This is a genomic window from Acutalibacter sp. 1XD8-33 (genome assembly GCF_003612555.1).
In the GTDB taxonomy this organism is placed as follows: Bacteria; Bacillota; Clostridia; order Oscillospirales; family Acutalibacteraceae; genus Acutalibacter.
In genome coordinates this window covers 23,214-39,581 of record NZ_RAZF01000008.1, presented here as the reverse complement: position 1 = coordinate 39,581, position 16,368 = coordinate 23,214, and the positions used below count along the sequence as shown (strand labels likewise).

15 protein-coding genes are annotated in these 16,368 nt (G+C 47.3%); all 15 read right to left on the bottom strand.

Annotated features, from left to right (window positions below):
* Positions 1-2 precede the first annotated feature (2 nt).
* On the bottom strand, positions 3-1,508 hold the full coding sequence (gene thrC, locus D7X94_RS08050) for a threonine synthase (protein WP_199715048.1): 1,506 nt from the start codon (positions 1,506-1,508) through the stop codon (positions 3-5).
* Positions 1,509-1,578: 70 nt separating this feature from the next.
* A complete protein-coding gene (locus D7X94_RS08045; RefSeq protein ID WP_158590952.1) occupies positions 1,579-2,508 on the bottom strand; it encodes a dipeptidase in 930 nt (309 codons plus the stop codon).
* Between the two features lie 13 nt (positions 2,509-2,521).
* On the bottom strand, positions 2,522-2,875 hold the full coding sequence (locus D7X94_RS08040) for a YraN family protein (protein ID WP_120427217.1): 354 nt from the start codon (positions 2,873-2,875) through the stop codon (positions 2,522-2,524).
* A gap of 42 nt (positions 2,876-2,917) precedes the next feature.
* Positions 2,918-3,523, bottom strand: a complete 606-nt coding sequence (locus D7X94_RS08035) for a ribonuclease HII (protein ID WP_120427216.1) — start codon at positions 3,521-3,523, stop codon at positions 2,918-2,920.
* Between the two features lies 1 nt (position 3,524).
* Complete coding sequence (gene ylqF, locus D7X94_RS08030; RefSeq protein WP_120427215.1) at positions 3,525-4,388, bottom strand: ribosome biogenesis GTPase YlqF; 864 nt, start codon at positions 4,386-4,388, stop codon at positions 3,525-3,527.
* A 13-nt stretch (positions 4,389-4,401) separates the two neighbouring features.
* Positions 4,402-5,001, bottom strand: a complete 600-nt coding sequence (gene lepB, locus D7X94_RS08025) for a signal peptidase I (protein ID WP_158590951.1) — start codon at positions 4,999-5,001, stop codon at positions 4,402-4,404.
* Positions 5,002-5,248: 247 nt separating this feature from the next.
* Positions 5,249-5,593 (bottom strand): 50S ribosomal protein L19, encoded by a 345-nt coding sequence (rplS, locus tag D7X94_RS08020; RefSeq protein ID WP_120427213.1) that lies wholly within the window; start codon positions 5,591-5,593, stop codon positions 5,249-5,251.
* A gap of 180 nt (positions 5,594-5,773) precedes the next feature.
* Positions 5,774-6,424, bottom strand: a complete 651-nt coding sequence (locus tag D7X94_RS08015) for a TIGR03936 family radical SAM-associated protein (protein WP_158590950.1) — start codon at positions 6,422-6,424, stop codon at positions 5,774-5,776.
* Positions 6,411-8,261, bottom strand: coding sequence for a TIGR03960 family B12-binding radical SAM protein (locus D7X94_RS08010; protein ID WP_442857892.1), 1,851 nt, complete (start codon positions 8,259-8,261; stop codon positions 6,411-6,413). Before D7X94_RS08010 ends, D7X94_RS08015 begins: the two co-directional genes overlap by 14 nt.
* A 657-nt stretch (positions 8,262-8,918) precedes the next feature.
* Entirely contained in the window at positions 8,919-9,263 is a 345-nt protein-coding gene (locus D7X94_RS18855; RefSeq protein ID WP_120427209.1) for a hypothetical protein, read from the bottom strand.
* Positions 9,263-10,738, bottom strand: coding sequence for a stage IV sporulation protein A (gene spoIVA, locus D7X94_RS07995; RefSeq protein WP_120427208.1), 1,476 nt, complete (start codon positions 10,736-10,738; stop codon positions 9,263-9,265). Before spoIVA ends, D7X94_RS18855 begins: the two co-directional genes overlap by 1 nt.
* A gap of 33 nt (positions 10,739-10,771) precedes the next feature.
* Positions 10,772-12,307, bottom strand: a complete 1,536-nt coding sequence (locus tag D7X94_RS07990; protein ID WP_120427207.1) for a DUF3794 domain-containing protein — start codon at positions 12,305-12,307, stop codon at positions 10,772-10,774.
* 472 nt (positions 12,308-12,779) lie between these two features.
* A complete protein-coding gene (locus D7X94_RS07985; protein ID WP_120427206.1) occupies positions 12,780-13,421 on the bottom strand; it encodes a thiamine diphosphokinase in 642 nt (213 codons plus the stop codon).
* On the bottom strand, positions 13,394-14,290 hold the full coding sequence (gene rsgA, locus D7X94_RS07980) for a ribosome small subunit-dependent GTPase A (RefSeq protein ID WP_120427205.1): 897 nt from the start codon (positions 14,288-14,290) through the stop codon (positions 13,394-13,396). Before rsgA ends, D7X94_RS07985 begins: the two co-directional genes overlap by 28 nt.
* Positions 14,291-14,299: 9 nt before the next feature.
* Positions 14,300-16,360: a Stk1 family PASTA domain-containing Ser/Thr kinase gene (gene pknB / locus D7X94_RS07975; protein ID WP_120427204.1), complete on the bottom strand. Its 2,061-nt coding sequence runs from the start codon at positions 16,358-16,360 to the stop codon at positions 14,300-14,302.
* Between the last annotated feature and the right edge of the window lie 8 nt (positions 16,361-16,368).

Sequence of the window (16,368 nt, the reverse complement as noted above, 5' to 3'; positions counted from 1 at the left end):
ATTCATCCCTCATCGATTCCCAGCGTTTCCAAAATATATTTGGCAGACTGATTTTTTTCCAGAACTGTATGGAATCGGACAGGCTTATCTTCTAGTTCTTTTAGCTGGGAAGGCGCCGATGTTCCAGTCAACGTTTCCAGCCGGGCAATATTCATAAATTCATCCTGGGCGGCTACAGGCTCTAAAGCACCCAGAACATCTTTCACAAATTTGTAGGGACTGGCGGTAGACGCAATAATGGTTGGCGTTGCGCTGTCGCCGGTTTTTTGAACATATTGTGCGTAAACATTTACAGCAACAGCGGTGTGTGTATCGCAAAGATAATTCTCTCTTTTCCACACTTCCGCAATTGTTTTTGTGGTATCTTCGTCATTACAGAAGCCACCGAAAAAGAGAGTCTGAACCTTTTTCCGAACCATATCTCCCACATCATAATGTCCTTCTTGAGCCAAGCTCTCCATCCATACGGAAAGAACCTCGCTGTTTTCTCCAGACAGAGCATACAAAAGCCGCTCCAAATTGCTGGAGATCAGAATATCCATAGAGGGCGATGAAGTGGCAAAAAATTCCCTCCTGCGGTCATATATTCCGGTCGCAATAAAGTCGGCAAGGACCTTGTTGGAATTGGAGGCACAAATAAATCGCTGGATTGGCAATCCCATTTCCCGAGCATAATATGCCGCTAAAATATTTCCGAAATTGCCTGTGGGCACCGCCACATTTATAGATTCTCCCAGGGAAATCCTGCCATCGCGGCAAAGCTGGAAATAGGCGTAAAAATAGTAAACGATCTGCGGCAAAAGCCTACCCCAATTAATAGAATTGGCGCTAGAGAACAAAAAATTATGCTCCGCTAAAGCGCGGTCCATCTTTTTGTCAGTGAAAATTTTCTTAACTGCTGTCTGAGCGTCGTCAAAGTTGCCGTTAATCGCGCAAACAGATACATTTCCCCCTTCCTGTGTGGCCATCTGCCGTTTTTGCATAGGACTTACACCGTCCTGCGGGTAGAACACAATTACTTTTGTTCCCCGCACATCCCGGAACCCCTCTAAAGCTGCTTTCCCGGTGTCTCCCGAGGTGGCAACCAAAATGACAGCCTCTTTTCCCGGCACAGATTTTTTTAAAGACTCCGTCAAAAAATGGGGCAAAATTTGCAGGGCCATATCCTTGAACGCACAGGTTGGCCCATGCCAAAGTTCCAGAAGATATGGGTTCCCTACACTTGCTGACAGGCCGACAACCTTTACGGGAGAGGCGCCAAATTTTTCTTCTGTATAAGCCATTTTTACACAATCCGCAATCTGATCACGAGAGAAATCCGTCAAGAAAAGCGTAAAAATTTCTTCCGCCAGCTGGCGATAACCCATTTTCAACAATTGAGGCAGCTTATCTTGAACACTTGGCAACGTTTCGGGAACGAACAAACCTCCTTCTGCCGAAATTCCCTGTGCGATTACCTGCGATGCCTCCAGACGGATTTTCGAATCCCTAGTGCTTTTATACTGCATTTCTATCACCCTATCGCTTTATTTCGCTAACATCACTATACCGCAATCTGTGCTATCTGTCAAAGAAAATTTAGTGGGATTTCTGCCTTTCAAAAAAATCCGCAGCGTTTTTATAAAAAATCTTGTCTATTAACGTCTCGCTGTAATTATACCGGCAGAACATTTCATATAATTCCGCTACAGCTTCAATCCCTGTGGCGACAAAATCTCTCCTTGCGCTACCATCCCAATCCGCGCCAAAGGCCAATATGTCTTCTCCTCCCAGATTGAGAAAATGTTCCGTATGGCGAAGAATGTCCTCATAACTAGCCTTTTGAGAATCATCGTTGAGAAAGCCTCTATAAAGATTCAACCCGACCAAACCTTCAGATACCTTAATCGCTTCAAATTGCTGATCTGTGAGATTCCTTGGATGCGCGCAAACATGTTTGGCATTGGAATGAGTTGCTACAACCGGCCTTTCCGCAATCGAAATAACATCCCAAAAGAGCTCTGGACTGGCATGGGAAATGTCAATGCATATTTCGTTCTTCTCCAGTTGAGCGACAACTTCTCTTCCAAATGGCGTGATCCCAGTATTCCCTGGAGACATAACACCTCTGCCCAACTCATTTTCCCCATTCCATGTTAAGCTGCACAGCTTCACGCCTAAGCGTCGAAAGACCTCTACATTTTCGATGTTTCCGCCTAGAGCAGAAGCGTTTTCAACTGTTAAAACCGCTTGACAGGGGTTCTGGCTCAAATTGTCCACGCTATTTTGCCAGCAAATCGAATTACTGTTTTTTTCAATTTCTTGGGAAAGATATGTTGCTACAGCGAAAAAGCGCTCAAACGCCGCTTGGCCACGAAACTGGTCAGGCAACCATACTGCATAACACTGAGTATAGGCATCTAAAAATTCCGCCCGCTTTAAATCAATCTGTAAATCATTCTCTGTCAGATCCTTGTTCTGGGTAAAGCATTGTGTTATGGTGTCACAGTGCAAATCGAAATAGCGCATTGCCATTCTCCTCTCAGGATCCAAAGGCATTAGGAAAATATTTCAGACCCAGAGGCTTTCCACCTTGGGCTGTTACCGCAGCTACATCAAATCTCGGCTGTAGATTACCTTGATATTGCGACAGATAGACCTGAGCAGTAGTAATAATTTTCTGCTGCTTTTGCAAAGTTATCGCTTCCAGAGCTGAAACCATTCCATTGCTTTGGCGTGTTTTCACTTCTACAAATACAATGTATTGCGAATTTACCGCAATAATGTCTATTTCCCCAAATCTGGAATGATAGTTTCGCTCAATAACGCGATACCCATGATGACTTAGCCATTCTGCCGTGTACTCTTCTCCTGCCTGGCCAACTGATTGCGACATAGTTGAATCGTCCCTTTGAGAAAAGGTGGATGCCTTTCCATGCTATTTTTCTGAAAGATTCCGCAAAAAGCTACGCCGGTGGACAGGTAGAATGCCATAAGTTTTAATAGCAGAATAATGCGCTTTTGTACCATACCCCTTGTGCTGGGCAAACCCATATTCCGGATAACGCTTATCCAGCTCCAAAAGGAAACGGTCCCGGCTGACTTTTGCCAAAATGGAAGCCGCCGCAATACAGGCGCAGACCTCATCGCCTTTAACAATAGCTTCACCTGGAATATCTAAGGTGGGCATTCGATTCCCGTCTACCAGGGCATAGTCTGCCGAAATTTTCATACTCTCAACTGCTCGCAGCATTGCTAAAAAGGTAGCCTGCAAAATATTTTTCTCATCAATCTCTTCTTCATCTGCCCAGCCAATTCCATAGGAGACGGCTTGCTCTATAATGAGCGGATAAAGAGCCTCGCGTTTTTTTTCACTTAACTTTTTGGAATCATTCAGCCCTTCTATTTGGCAGTCCATAGGTAAAATTACCGAGGCGGCGCAGACTGGACCCGCCAAAGGGCCACGTCCCGCTTCGTCAATCCCACATATATAACGGAATCCCTGCTCTTCTGTTCTCCTTTGAACCGCATATCCATCTGTCATGTTATACCCACTCCAAAGTGAGCGGACCTAATTTACCGCCTCGAAATTCATCCAATATCATAATGGCTGCCCGTTCTAAATCAATCATTCCACCGGAAAGCAGCATACCCCGTTTCCGCGCCACCTGCTCCAACATCCTATGGCCTTCTGCTGGGGATAGCGGTAAAACAAGTTTATACCGAGTGGCAATTGCTTGCGGATACCGTTCAGCCAGAACTTCCAGCAGACGTCCGGCCAGTTCTTCCGTGTCTAAGATTTCATCCCGAATCGCTCCTGTAAAAGCCAAATATTCCCCAACCACAGGATCCTCAAACTTCGGCCAAAGCACGCCAGGGGTATCCAAAAGCTCAAAGCCCTTTCCTACTGTGAACCAACGATTCCGCCGGGTAACGCCAGGCTTATCACGCACTTCTGCTTTTCCCGCACCGCCGCCGAGAAGCATACGGTTAATGATCGAAGACTTACCCACATTGGGAACTCCCAGCACCATAATTCGAATGGGCCTGCCTGTCATTCCCTTTTTATTCCAGTTTGCAATCTGATCTTTTAGCTCTTCTCGGATCGTGCTAAAAAGAGCGGGAAATCCTTTTCCTGTTTTACTATCAACTGGAACGGCATTTAGTCCCTGCTGTTCATATTTGACAACCCAATGCGCAGTTTGCGATGCATCCGCTAGGTCCCGTTTATTGAGGACCACGATTCTGGGCTTGTTTTGAATAATCTCCCGGAGCATCGGATTGGAGCTGCTGATCGGAATTCGGGCATCCAACAGTTCTAGGACAATATCCACCAATTTCAAATCTTCCGCAATCTTTCTCCGGGTCTTTGCCATATGGCCCGGAAACCACTGTACCGGCTGTACCATATCTTTCTCTCTCCTATTCACGAGCCTGTCCCGGCTTGGAAAACGGGTATAGATCAAACACCACCTTGCCCAAAATATTACGTCGGTCAATCATTCCCACCGCTAAATACCGGCTATCCGTAGATGCGCCTCGGTTATCCCCCAACACAAAGACACAACCCTCCGGCACTTGCTGGGGAAAATCCATTACGAGACCAGGACGCTGGGGGATTTGTGTGATACCGTTTTCGATCCCATATTTTTCACCAAAAAGGGGAACTCCATCTACTGTGAGCTCACCCAATTCAGGGTCAAAATCTACCCATTGGCCTTCTGTCGCCACCACACGCTTGATAATGGTATCTTCCAGGGCATGAACAATAATCACCACATCCCCCTGCTGTGCTTCTCCGGCCAAAGCAGTCACTAAGACCCGGTTACCGTCAAAGTAGGTAGGTTCCATGGAAATACCGTCAACTGTAATCACCCGCGCCACAAAGGTAAATACCACTGTCACCAAGGCAAAAGCGGCTACAATGGTTTCAAGCCACTCTAATGCCCATTTTCGAAAGGAACGGCGTGGTTTCTGCTGTAGTTCCTTTTCTATGACAGCATTTTCTGCTTTCTCGTCCAATGCAACGCCTCCTCTCCTTTGAATTCTCTGGTCGATCTCTCCAAAATGACTCAGCGAAGATAGTCGCCAAATCGTTTTACCGAGGATCTCCCGCTAATGATTCCTGCTATACAGCAATCAAAGCCAAAGTCAACTTCGATGCGGACACTTTTTTAGCAACTTCCAGCCTGTTTGCACCCGCTCACAGATCAAAGAAAGATATAGAAAAAGGGACGAAACGTCCCTTCTCCCAAATGAATTTTCAATTTTACTTTATCTGCTCTTTTACTTTAGCAGCCTTACCCACACGATTGCGCAGGTAATAGAGCTTGGCTCGGCGTACGCGGCCCTGGCGCACCACCCGGACAGCCTTTACATTAGGAGAATGCAGGGGAAAGACCCTCTCTACGCCAACGCCATAGGACACCCGGCGTACAGTAAAGGTTTCGCTGACGCCACTGCCCTTGCGGGCAATTACAGTTCCTTCAAACTGCTGAATCCTTTCCCGCTCTCCTTCGCGGATATTCACATCCACTCGGATTGTATCGCCAATATTGAATTTTGGCGCTTCAGCCTTTAGAGAGTCCTGCGAGATCAGTTTGATTGCGTCCATTTGATAATTCCTCCAAATTTATAATTTCAGACATTCATGCCGGCAAAGGCAGCGGACTGTCCGCTTCTTGCGCGGGATACCGCGCTGAGATCCCCACGGGCAAGCCTCTCAAGAGAAAACCCGCGGAACTTCAAATGCTAAAATAGTATACCACAACTTGTAGTAAATGGCAAGATTTTTTTACCGAATATCGGAAAAATCTTTTGTAAGCAGCCGTTTGCGGATAATTTGGGCATAGAGGTCCAGACCGCAATGCGACTTCAATGCCTCTAAAAGCAGATTTGGGTTCACACTCCCCTCTAAAGTGCAGGGAAGCGGCACCTGAAGAACCAGTGCTTCTTCTGTAATGCTTTTTTTCATATTTGAGAAACTGGGCTTAATGTCTACTTCCCTATCGCCTTTTTTGCTATGCTTTTTTACCAGGACAGAGTCTGATGACAGAAGTCTGTCAATCGTTTCCGCCAATTGAGAAGGTTCTTCCGCCTCTATTCGGAATTCATATTCGGCAAAGGCAATGGACTCAAATGTCATAAGAGGCTCGGTCATCTCCAAAATAGAAAGGTCCTCCGGCAGATATGTCCTTAACCGGGAGGCTGCCTCCGTCAAATCGGCATCTTCCATAAAACGGACATCCATGCACTCCCTTTCTCCGCTGACGCCTAAAGACAGGGGCATTGCGAAGGACATATAAATCCGTGGGTTAAATCCCTCTGTATACCAGACCGGCAGTCTGGAAAGTTTGAGGGCTCGAGCCATACAGCGAGTGAGGTCCAAATGGGAAATATACTTTACTGTGCCAATTTTTTGGAACCATACTCTAACGTTTTTCAAGGCAAAGCCCTCCTTTAAAGCAAGCAGCGCCGCATCCCGAGCATGCTTCCCGACAATTTGGTGTGGTTTGGGCTTCATAAGCCCGCCTGCATTCCTCCTGCAAAAATTCTTTGCTAATTCCATAGTCCAGATGGTCCCAGGGAAAGATTTCATCAAAAGCACGAGTCCGGGTGGCGTAGAAAGCAGGATCTACACCGCAGACAGCAAACGATTCCATCCAGCTGTCAAAATCAAAACACTCATCCCAACCATCAAAGTGCAGGCCCCGATTCAATGCGTTTTCCAACACACCTCCAAGACGCCGGTCGCCCCGGGCAAAAACAGCTTCCAAAAAGCTGGTCTGTGCTCCGTGATAGCTCACATTCACTCGTTTTGAATGATTTCCAGATTTTAATCCTCGCTGCTTCTCCTGCAAAGTTTCCATGGTATCCTGACCGAACCACTGGAAAGGTGTAAAGGGTTTTGGCACAAAAGCCGCTGCACTTAGGGAAACCTCCACTCCTTTTCCTTTTGGCTTTTCCTTGTTGCGATAAAAAGCGTCCACAACCTTCTTCCCCAGTTCCACAATTTCCAGAACATCCTCCATGGTTTCTGTCGGCAGGCCGATCATAAAGTACAGCTTGATCCGAGTCCAGCCTTCGGTAAAGGCCACGTTAACCGTACGCAGAAGCTCCTCCTCTGTCACATTCTTGTTGATTACGTCTCTCAGCCGCTGAGATCCAGCCTCGGGAGCAAAGGTAAGTCCGCTTTTTCTCACCGAGTTTACTCGTTTCATCAGCTCAGGAGAGAAATTGTCTACTCGCAAAGAAGGCAGTGATAAGCTCACCTTTTCTGTTTCTGTCCAACGGTGTAAATAGTCCAGCAGCTCATTCAGCCGGCCATAGTCGTTGGTGCTTAAAGAAGAAAGAGAGATCTCGTCATATCCTGTGGAAGCGCACATTGCCCGACAGTGCTTATCTATAGTTTCAATACTCCGCTCCCGAAAAGGTCTGTAAAGAAATCCAGCTTGACAGAATCGGCACCCGCGTATACATCCCCGCAGAACCTCTACGGAAACCCGGTCGTGGACAATATCGATCAAAGGTACGGGGAAGGATTCCGGAAAGTAGGCACTGTCCATGTCATTGACCACACGCTTCCGAACTTTTGCTGGCGCGCCTTCCTTGGGAAAATACGCTTTTACGGTGCCATCGGGATTATACTCCACATCATATAGGGATGGAACGTATACGCCTTCAATTTGTGCTGCTCTTAGGAGGAAATTGTGTTTGTCCCTCCCTTCCTTTTTGCACTGCCGGTAGAGCTCCATCACCTCTATGTCAACTTCCTCACCATCGCCAAGAAAGAAGATATCAAAGAAATCCGCTAAAGGCTCGGGATTGCATGCACAAGGACCTCCTCCCACAACAATATGGAAGAGTTCGGTACGGTCCGCGCTGCGTAGAGGGATTCCCGCCAGACGCAACATATTCAGCACATTCGTATAGCTTAATTCATATTGCAAAGTGAACCCAATGAAGTCAAAATCCTTTACAGCATCTCCGCTTTCCAGCGCATAAAGAGGGATATTATTTTCCCGCAGCTGGGCTTCCATATCCACCCAAGGAGCGAACACCCTCTCGCACCAAAAATATGGGATCTCATTCATTGCGCCATACAGGATTTTGATTCCCAAATGGGACATTCCAATTTCATAGAGATCGGGAAAGCAAAAAGCAAAGCGCACGTCAACATCTTTTTTGTCTTTTACAACTGATTTTGTCTCTCCACCTACATACCGGCCGGGCTTTTGCACTTTCTGCAAAAGCCTTTCTACTTCTTTGGGATACATATCCATCTCTTTTCCATGCTTTTTTGCTTATTATAATGGATTCTTCTCGTTTTTGCAAGTCCTAAGGAGCTGCCTCATCCTTTCCCAACACCAAATATAGCATGAGATAGATGCTAAGAGCCAAAAGAGAGTAATTATATTGGGTACGAAGGAGAATATAAAATCCCAATAGAGCCAATGGAAGCAAAAAAAGCACGGAAATCCCTTTACTAACGCTGTCTGCTTTTTCTTCGCCGAACTGGCTGCGAAGGATGTATCTCAATGCGAATCCCCCATCTAACGGTTCTATGGGTAGGATATGTGTTAGGCCAAGGGCCAAATTTACCATTGCCAAAGGACTGTCAGCGAACCCCAAAATCAAAGTGGATAAAAATACCAGCCAATTTGCGGCAGGCCCGGACAACGAAATGATCGCTTGTTTCCAATCAGATAGATGACATCCTCTATTCAGGACCACCCGGCATCCTAACGCTGACAAGATAATCCTGGCTGGCGCCATATGCAAGCTCAACATTGCTCCCAGATGGGCGGACTCATGGAGAAGTACTGACACAAAACAAATCGCGCTGCCGCCCATTCCCGTAAAAATACAGCAAAAAGCAAACAGCGCGAAACAGGAAAAATGAATTTCTATGGGGCATGGTCCAATCGCAAATCTGATCATTATAGTAATTGTTGGGAAGCGCCGTCTAAATCTAGCGGAGAAGCACTAGGCGATGGTTCCGGAGTAGGATCCGGCTCTGAGACTGTTCGCTGTAATTGAGGCAGTTCAATTTCCTGGGACATCTCCCGCCCATACCACTGCGCAATTTCCTGATATCTTTCATCGTCTGTTATCCGAAAAAATACCAGCGCCAGCATAGCAAGGGCGCAGATTACCGATTGCAGCAAAAGCGCTCCTCCCCAATGGGACTTTTCCTCAGGCCCTTCCCAATCCTCTTCCTGGAAAGAATCATCGAACTCTTCGCCCAGGCTGTCAATTTCCCGCAGCTTCTCTGGATCCTGCATTATAGTATGATACAGATCAGGCCGCTGCAGCCGTCGTTGATAATGCGTTCGATTGTTTCGCGTACCTTTTCCCGGGCATCATTGGGCATTCGGTATAGCTTATTGTGCATTCCTTCATTGACCAGCGAATGCAGGGATTTTCCAAATATATTGGACTCCCATATCTTTACAGGATTCTCCTCAAATTCTTTTAATAGGTATAATACCAATTCCTCTGACTGCTGTTCTGACCCAACGATAGGCGTAATTTCCGTATTAATTTGAGTTCTCAGCATATGGATGGATGGCGCCGTGGCTTTCAGGCGGATGCCGTATTTGCCATTCTGTTTCAAAATTTGGGGCTCTTCCAGGGTGAGCTCCTCCACATCGGGCATAACAATTCCATAGCCGGACTCCAGGACATCGTCGTATGCCTGGCTCAGTTTTTGGAAGGTCTTTTTGATTTGCGTCATCTCAATCAGTTGAGCCAGAAGCTCTGATTCGTCCCTGATATCCAGTTCGGTCTTTTCACTGAGGATTTTGTAGAACAGAGACTGATCGAATATCAGGTCCACATGGGCGCAGCCACTGCCCAGATCAATTTTTCGTACATTGAGACTTTGAATGGAATCACAGGCACGCACACTTTCCAGCATAGACTTTACTTCCCGCATACGAGTAATTCCGCAGGAATCCTTGATTATGCCGAATACAGAAGAATATAGCCAATGATCCGCTCCCAGAGAGGCTACCCAGCCTGGCACATTCAGCGCAACCTCCCGTACAGGGAATTGATATAGAAGGCTTGCAATGATGTCTTTGATGCCCTGTTCTGTAATATCGATGCAGTTTACTGGCAATACAGGCACCCCGTACTTTTCGGACAGCCTTGCTCCTAGAGCTCTGGATTCCGGATTCCCTGGGTCCACGCAGTTCAGTAGAATGACAAAAGGACGGTTGGTTTGGTTCAACTCATCAATAACCCTTTCTTCCGCCTCTTCATACTCTTCCCGGGGAATGTCGCTGATGCTGCCATCAGTGGTAATGACCAACCCAATCGTAGAGTGCTCTGTAATCACCTTTTTTGTGCCGATTTCCGCAGCCATATTAAAAGGGATGGGCTCATCAAACCAAGGGGTGCGTACCATGCGGGGCTGATCCTCTTCTATGTAGCCTATGGCGCTGGGCACAATATATCCCACACAATCGATCATCCGCACACTAAACATGGCTTCGTTATCAATCTGCACCGAAACAGCCTGCTCTGGGATAAATTTGGGCTCGGTTGTCATAATGGTACGCCCTGCTGAAGATTGCGGTAGTTCATCAACCGCCCGTTCTCGCTGAAGCCCGTCTGGAATATTGGGAATCACCACAGTGTCCATAAACTTCTTGATAAACGTAGATTTTCCGGTGCGTACAGGCCCCACCACTCCTATATATATTTCCCCGTTGGTACGGTCTTGTATATCTTTATATACGTTAAAGTTCTCCATGCTCTCGTTCCTTTCTGGGCTGTTCCCTATATTTTATCGGTTGCAAATGATAATAGGCCGGGGCTCAGGCACAATATCGTCAAAAAGCTCGTTCTGATTCCGAATATCCGAGAGCATCGCCCGATGACCCTTGGCAATATCCCATAGCTTTTCGCCCTGTGAAGCGTAATATACTAAGAACCTAGGCCGTAGGTCAAAGTCCTTTGTGTTTTCATCTGTTGCCGCAGAGGTCAGATATTTAACAGTATTCAGGCTTAAGAGCGTAGAAACTACGGATGTTTCCACAGAAACCTCGACGGTGTTTCTGTCTGCAATCCGGTACTCCCACATGTCAGTATGCCAGGTGGTATCAGCCCTCTTAATTAAGGGATTCTCCATCTCTGTGGTAAAATTGTGGTCGAACTGCTTTTCTATATAGAGAATCCTGCCTTGTGCATTCATATAAAGCATGCAAACTGTATATTTCACCCGATAGTTCAGCTTCGCCTTTTCACAAATGGTCTGGACCAAATCCTGTTCGCACCAAATATCCAGCACCTTTTGAATCTCATCATCAGAAACTGTCAAGCTGCATTTCTTTTTCAGTGTCTCAGAGGTTATTCCATGAATTTGTGTAAAAACGCTCTGAGAATACCGCAGTTCCAAAGGCGCTTTCACAGAGTAGGCGTCATCGATAATTTCGACCTCACATGATTTATAGAGGAATGCCATAAGGAATACTTTTATGACAACGCTAACGCTGTTATATTCTCCCACGTCGTCCTCTCTTGGCTGTATGCTGCTTTCTCCCGTTACGATACGCAGGTCGCAAACACAGCTTTCCTCCGCTCCGGCACATTCGATTACTTGGCTGAAATCAATGGAAGACGACAGCTTTTCCACAGTATTGCTATCGACAGCAGATGTGTACAAGAAAGAAATGTCCGCCGTACCGTTTACTGTCAAACGCTCTTCACTAATCCTGCTTTCTATGACCCGGCAGGAAACATCCCGGCGGAGGATCGTTTCAATAGGAGGTTTTCCGTTTTTGACAGGTAATGTGTCCTCAATGGTAAACTGATGGCAGACCGCGTTTACAGCTTGATGGGCCTGAAAACTCTCTCCTCGTTTTTCAATGGTTTCATCCTCCAGGCTACATGTGATCAGCTCTTTTTTCTGCACCACAGCTAACACCTGCAGGCAGATAGCGGCATGTAAATCCACCCTCCTGGCGCTAACTGCCCGGCAAGTCAAATGCGCGATAGAGGCCTGCACGCAGGCGACAGCTTTTTCCTCAGAGCTCTTCAGCTTGATGCTGGCGGTGAAGTCTTTTGTGAAATCACAACAGCGAACAGTATCTCCCTTGCCGTCTAGATAAAGAACCCGAATGTCACACACACCATCGCAGGTTAGAGTGTCCCCAGAAATAATATACGATGATATCTCCGGGACCATTCTGCATTTTAGTATTTTTTGGATATCCGCACAGTAATCCGGTAAATTGTATTCAGCGTCAACCGGCGCTTCATAACGGCCGTCAAATATGGGGTCAAAGTATTCGTAAGGCGCGGTCTTAATTTGGGCCTGCATACAGCATCCTCTCCTTTGTCTTTCTTACCTAATATGTATGCAGCCATAAGAGAAATATGCGGGCTTCCCCAAAGGAAAAGCTGTTCGGCGAAACTTTTCTCACCGAACAGCTTTCGTAAGTATTTAGGCTTTACGCCTCTTCCGTTTTTCGTATTCCATAGAACTTCCGCAGGAAGAATCCCCAAAAACCTTTGCGCTTTTCCAGAATGATTACTTTCATGTTAAAACCCCCGCTTCAATTCCGTAATAACGAGACGCCCAAGGCCACCAAGATTACTGCGGAGAGAAACATGGCAAAGCCTATAGGGCAAAAGCAGGAGACGGTCAGTCCTAGTCCAAAGCAGACAGTACACATATTTCTACAGTCCCGGTCTTTCATACACGTACACCTGAACTTATGCTTTGACATGGAAACCAAACCTCCCCGGCTGATGAACTCGTTATTCCAGTATACACAGCGGTCCTAAAAATGTTACTGGTCCACAACAACCAAAGCGGTTCCATTATGTATTCGAACTTCGGCTGGATCATCAATCACCTGATTGCTGACACCCATGGGAAATCCGCCGCAAGTAAGCTGTTCTCGATTCAACGGATATTTCAACCCAGAATAACTTACCGTACAGGACGAGCCGTTATAAGGAAAGACGGATACCGCCGCCCCCATCATGCCAGTCATTTTCAGCTTTTCATCATGCAGCAAAAAAATCTTCGTGCCTTTGTCCGCCATAATCCCATGTCCGCCGTGCTCTCGAATATATTGGAGCACTTCCAAATTGGCCAGCGTGTGGTCAAAGCGGCTTCCACCCAGACAGCCTAGCAGCAAAAAACTACGAAGTCCCCGGCTGAATCCTTTCAATACGGCATACATCGTGTCCGTTATATCCTTCTCAACCGGTAAGGTAAGACACTTTACGGTTTCTGGAGGCGGTTCTTTGGCAGAGTCAAAATCTCCTACAATCAAGTCTGGCTGGATTCCTGCTTTCAGCGCGGTTTCATATCCTGCGTCAGCGCAGATCACATAATAATGTCTGGGATCAAACTCTTTAAAGACGCGGCGGCTATCAATAGGTGCCGCCCCAATAATCATACATGCTTGCTTTTCTGCTCCCATTTTTTTACACCCTTTATCTCTTGATACATGGAAAGATAGCTTTCAAAACGCGATCTGGCTATCTTTTCTTCGTGCAAGGCCTGCAGTACGGCGCAACCTTTTTCGCAGGTGTGCGAGCATGAGGTAAACTGACACTTCTGCGCAAAGGCATTCATTTCCCGAAATCCTTCCACCAGGCGGCTTTTATCCGTCAGGCAGTATCGTTCCATATCAAAGGTAGAAAAACCTGGCGTATCCGCTATCCAACCTCCCTCCGGCAAGGGAAAGAACTCCACCTGACGGGTGGTATGGCGGCCCCGCCCCAGCTTATGGCTAATTTCACCTGTCTGCAGGTCCAGCCCGGGAAAGGCCATGTTGAGCAGCGTAGACTTTCCTACCCCGGAATTCCCAATAAATGCCGAAACCTGTGCTCTGACCAGTTCTCGTATTTTCTCAATCCCCATTCCGGTTTGGGAGGATACTCCACAGCATGGAATACCGGCTAAACTGTAGATCTTTCTAAGAGGTTCTACATCTCCCAAATCCGTTTTTGTAAAGACAACAACTGGCTGCACACCATTCAGCTCTGCTACGGCAAGAGCTTTGTCAATAAGCAGAGTGTTGACCGTTGGTTCCAAGAGAGAAGCTACGATAAAAAGCCGGTCTACATTGGCAACGGGAGGACGCGTGAAATGGTTTTTCCGGGGTTTTATTTTTGTCAAGGCCCCTGTCTTTCCATTTTCTGTTTCAATTATCACCCAATCTCCAGCGCACGGAGAAATGCCTTCCTTTCGAAAGCGCCCCCTCGCCCGACAGATAAAAACCCCGTGCTCTGTTCGGACAGTATAAAACCCCCCCAAACACGTTGTTACAAAACCTTCGAATTCCATATTCCTTTATCAATCTCCTGACGGCTGAATATCGCCGCCGTTCCCGTTGCCCTCTTCGCCGCTGCTGGGATCGGGCTCATCTCCGCCGCCATTGGGAGGGATAAATTCAAAAGTCTGCGTTATGGTGGCTTCCTGCGTATCATAGTTAAAGGTAAGATACATATAGTCCTGATCGTTCAGCTTGACGACAACGGTATCTGTCCCAGAAGTTTTTGAGAAAGAAAGCGGATAGCTCCCAGCATACATGGGATTTACCGTGTCCTCCACCACGACAGAGCCGTTTCGGTATACTTTGACGGCAATATCCATATCCACACCGCTGGGCAGGGAGATATCCTTGCTCACCGTTTTACTAGCGCCCTTGCCGGAGCTGACAACAATATCTACAGAAGCGCCCTCGGATACCTCAGAACCGGAAGCGGGATTGACGCTGATAACAATGTCCTTACCCAGCTCACTGGTGTCGTCCTCGGTAATGGAACCCACTTTGAGCTTGGCTTCCTCCAGGCGGGCGGTCACGTCATATTTCAACTTTCCCACCAGATCATTGGGAACCCGGGTCTTTTTGGTAGCGGGGCCCTTGCTGACCTTCAAAGTGATTGTGGTGCCTACGTCCACCATGGTGTGGGCCTGGGGATCCGTTCCCACCACATGGCCGACCTCAATCTCATCATCCGCTACCGACTCCGCCTTTGACTTCAAGTTATATTCCTTCAACAAGGCAATGGCGTCCGCCTGCGTGTAGTTTTTCATATCCGGCACTTCAACCTGTTCAATAGTGCCGTTTACCAGCAATTCCACCTCAGAGCCCTTCTTCACCAAAATACCCTTATTGGGTGTTTGCTGCATCACCTGGCCTGGCTGCAGGTCCGGATCATTCCCCTGGGTTGTCTTAAAGCGGAAGTTCTCCGCGTACTCCGGATTGGCCAAGATCTCCTCATAGATCTGTCCCACAAAATTGGGCATTTCCACCTGTTCGTCCTCTTCCGGCTTCAGCATGGTATCCCAATTCTTCAGCAGCCACACGGCGCTCACCGCCAGGACAATAATAACCGCAGCGGCAATAATTCCCTTCACCACCATGGCGCCTCGTGCTCCCCGCCGGGAACGCACATATTCTTCTTCATACTCGTAGCTGTCGTTATAATTGGGTTTGAATCGTGCAGAGTCGTAGGATTCAATATCCCGAGAGGGCTCAAAATTGGTTCTGCCGGTCTGCAAATCATAGTGGAAAACCATCCCTGGATTGTGCCGGAACCGATCAATATCATCCAGCATTTCTCCCGCCGACTGGAACCGGTCTACAGGGTTCTTCTCCATCGCCCGCATGGTAATCTGTTCCAAACCTCTGGGTAGATTTGGGTTCAGCTCTCGGGGCATAACTGGCTTGGCCTGTAGCTGCATCAATGCAACTGAAACCGCGCTGTCCGCTACAAAAGGCAATCTACCAGTAATCATTTCATACAACATGACGCCTACGGAATAAATATCGGCCTTGTCGGTAATATAGTCTCCTCTGGCCTGTTCCGGCGCGATGTAGTGTACCGATCCAATCGCTTTGTCTGTCATCGTCTGGGTTTCACTTTGTGAAAACCGAGCGATGCCAAAATCTGTCACTTTAATGCTACCATCTTGAAGAAGCATTACATTTTGTGGCTTAATATCCCGGTGGATAATTCCTTTCTCATGGGCGTGTTCCAAGGCCATCAAAATCTGAATCGTAAAATGTAGAGCTTCATCCCAACGGATGGCCCCTTCCTGCTCGATATACTGTTTCAACGTAATACCATCAATATATTCCATCACGATATACTGCAGCCGGTCGCCAAAACTGACATCGAACACATCCACGATATTAGGATGGGAAAGCAGTGTGATCGCTTTTGCCTCGTTACGAAACCGCCGCAGGAAATCGCTATTGTCCGAGAATTCCTCTTTTAAAATTTTGATAGCGACCCAGCGGTCCTCCACCCGGTCATAGGCGCGGTAAACATAGGCCATGCCGCCCATGCCTAGCAGGTTGTGTATCTCATACTTACCATCCAGCCGTTTTCCGATGAATTTATCCATACTTCGTT

Bases quoted from the DNA above. Each gene is read 5' to 3' on its own strand.
- thrC (WP_199715048.1), bottom strand. From the start codon at position 1,508: ATGCAGTATAAAAGCACTAGGGATTCGAAAATCCGTCTGGAGGCATCG.
- D7X94_RS08045 (WP_158590952.1), bottom strand. From the start codon at position 2,508: ATGCGCTATTTCGATTTGCACTGTGACACCATAACACAATGCTTTACC.
- D7X94_RS08040 (WP_120427217.1), bottom strand. From the start codon at position 2,875: ATGTCGCAATCAGTTGGCCAGGCAGGAGAAGAGTACACGGCAGAATGG.
- D7X94_RS08035 (WP_120427216.1), bottom strand. From the start codon at position 3,523: ATGACAGATGGATATGCGGTTCAAAGGAGAACAGAAGAGCAGGGATTC.
- ylqF (WP_120427215.1), bottom strand. From the start codon at position 4,388: ATGGTACAGCCGGTACAGTGGTTTCCGGGCCATATGGCAAAGACCCGG.
- rplS (WP_120427213.1), bottom strand. From the start codon at position 5,593: ATGGACGCAATCAAACTGATCTCGCAGGACTCTCTAAAGGCTGAAGCG.
- D7X94_RS08010 (WP_442857892.1), bottom strand. From the start codon at position 8,261: ATGGATATGTATCCCAAAGAAGTAGAAAGGCTTTTGCAGAAAGTGCAA.
- D7X94_RS18855 (WP_120427209.1), bottom strand. From the start codon at position 9,263: ATGCAGGATCCAGAGAAGCTGCGGGAAATTGACAGCCTGGGCGAAGAG.
- spoIVA (WP_120427208.1), bottom strand. From the start codon at position 10,738: ATGGAGAACTTTAACGTATATAAAGATATACAAGACCGTACCAACGGG.
- D7X94_RS07990 (WP_120427207.1), bottom strand. From the start codon at position 12,307: ATGCAGGCCCAAATTAAGACCGCGCCTTACGAATACTTTGACCCCATA.
- D7X94_RS07985 (WP_120427206.1), bottom strand. From the start codon at position 13,421: ATGGGAGCAGAAAAGCAAGCATGTATGATTATTGGGGCGGCACCTATT.
- rsgA (WP_120427205.1), bottom strand. From the start codon at position 14,290: ATGGAATTCGAAGGTTTTGTAACAACGTGTTTGGGGGGGTTTTATACT.
- pknB (WP_120427204.1), bottom strand. From the start codon at position 16,360: ATGGATAAATTCATCGGAAAACGGCTGGATGGTAAGTATGAGATACAC.